The organism is Streptomyces sp. NPDC002130, from assembly GCF_040296465.1.
In the GTDB taxonomy this organism is placed as follows: domain Bacteria; phylum Actinomycetota; class Actinomycetes; order Streptomycetales; family Streptomycetaceae; genus Streptomyces.
Genome location: NZ_JBEOXI010000671.1, coordinates 1 through 1,749 on the forward strand (window position 1 = coordinate 1; position 1,749 = coordinate 1,749).

The window sequence follows — 1,749 nt, forward strand, 5'->3', positions numbered from 1 at the left end:
CCCCGCTGGACGGCGTGAACATCAACCGCGTCTTCCCCGGCGACAAGGACGGCGGGCGCCACTCTTTGTTCACAGGCCCGACACCACCGGCCGACTTCGCTCCCCACCCCGACTTCATACTTGTTGCATGCTGACCGCTCTGCTCGCCGCCACAGCCGTGCTCGCCCTACTGACTCTGGTCCCGGGGCCGGACATGGCCGTCGTGACGCAGGCAGCTCTCGGCGCGGGCAGATCCGCCGGTTTCCGGGTAGCGGCCGGCATCGTCTCGGGCCTTCTGGTGTGGGGTCTGCTGACTGTCCTCGGGCTTTCGGCGATCCTGGCCGCGTCGGCCGAGGCGTACACCGTGGTCAAGCTCGCCGGTGCTGCCTACTTGATCTATCTCGGTGTGCGAGCACTGTGGGAGAGCCGGACCTCACGGATGCAACACAATGCCGACGCCCCGCGCGCGCCGAAGGCCGGGACATGGAAGACGGGCTTTACCACCAACCTGCTCAACCCCAAGATCGCCGTCTTCTACACCGGACTGCTGCCTCAGTTGGTTCCGGCCGGATGGCCGACGGGACCATCGCTTGCGCTGCTGGTGCTCATCCACGCAGCCATCACCATCGTGTGGCTCAGCGGCTACGTGGTCCTTCTCTCACGGGCGCGTAGCACCTTCGAGAAGCCCCGAGTGCGACAGGCACTCGAGCGCATAACCGGAACAGTTCTTCTAGGATTCGGAGCGAAGATCGCGCTCGAAGCGCGCTGACACGGCAATCGGAAAAGAGTAGACAGTGGGCGCGTGGGGATCGGGACCGTTCGAGAACGACGGTGCAGGGGATTTGATCGCGTCCATCGGACACGGTGACTTCACCTTCGAATCGGTGGAGTGGGCATTCGAGGACGACTACCTCGAGGTGGACGGCGGCCAAATCGCCGTCGCCTTGCTCGAATTGGTGTTGATCGTGCGCGCCGATCGCAAACGCGACCCTGCCACCCAAGACCTCGATCTCGATTCCTTCACCTCGACCCTGACCAGCGAGCGGTTCACCTGGCTGATCGAGATGGTCGAGCGCACCATCGCATCGACCGATTCGGAACTGTTCGAACTGTGGGACGAGCAGGGACCGGAAGAGCTTGCGTCGTGGCGAGTTCCCGTCGTGGACGGTCTCGAGGACCTGCGCGTTCTGTCGGTCTGATTCCGTCACCGCTCCATCACGTTTGCTTATCGGGCCACAACGGTTCGGTCTTGGTCAGATGCCCTGGTAGGACCCTATGGTCGAACGGATCACCGAGTGAGAATTGTGGCTCGTCGACGACGGGAATCCACGCTCACCCCGGACCCAGGAGCAGACCATCATGGCGACATTCGTTCCGGCTGCGCGCGTCGACAGAATCAGGGAGTCGCCGAGTGTGGCTGCCGCACAACGAGTGCGCGAGCTGAAGGCCCAGGGTCGCGAAATACTCGACCTGACGGTCGGTGAGCCCGATTTCGACACACCCGACAACATCAAGTCGGCGGCGATCACGGCGATCAACACCGGCCAAACCAAGTACACGGCAGTCAACGGCATCCCGGCACTACGCGAGGCAATCGCAGCACGCGCGGCTTCGCGAACCGGAATCCAGTACGCGGACAACCAGATCACCGTCGGCGGCGGAGCGAAGCAGGTCATCTTCCTCGCTCTCATGGCGACGGTCGAAGCCGGCGTCGAGGTCATCGTTCCCGCTCCTTACTGGGTTTCGTACCCGGATATGGTCCTCGCTCAC

At 63.5% G+C, this 1,749-nt stretch carries 3 protein-coding genes; all 3 read left to right on the forward strand.

The features are described 5' to 3' along the window. Positions 1-127 precede the first annotated feature (127 nt). Complete coding sequence (locus ABT116_RS44270; RefSeq protein WP_095969527.1) at positions 128-748, forward strand: LysE family translocator; 621 nt, start codon at positions 128-130, stop codon at positions 746-748. 25 nt (positions 749-773) lie between these two features. Then, the gene (locus ABT116_RS44275; protein ID WP_298776562.1) at positions 774-1,178 is read left to right on the forward strand and encodes a DUF4259 domain-containing protein; all 405 of its coding nucleotides are present in this window, start codon (positions 774-776) and stop codon (positions 1,176-1,178) included. A 160-nt stretch (positions 1,179-1,338) separates the two neighbouring features. Beyond that, positions 1,339-1,749, forward strand: a 411-nt coding sequence (locus ABT116_RS44280; RefSeq protein WP_351646529.1) for an aminotransferase class I/II-fold pyridoxal phosphate-dependent enzyme, incomplete at its 3' end; no start/stop codon positions are given.

Excerpts from the sequence above, each read along its gene's own strand:
- ABT116_RS44270 (WP_095969527.1), top strand. The coding sequence starts at position 128 with ATGCTGACCGCTCTGCTCGCCGCCACAGCCGTGCTCGCCCTACTGACT.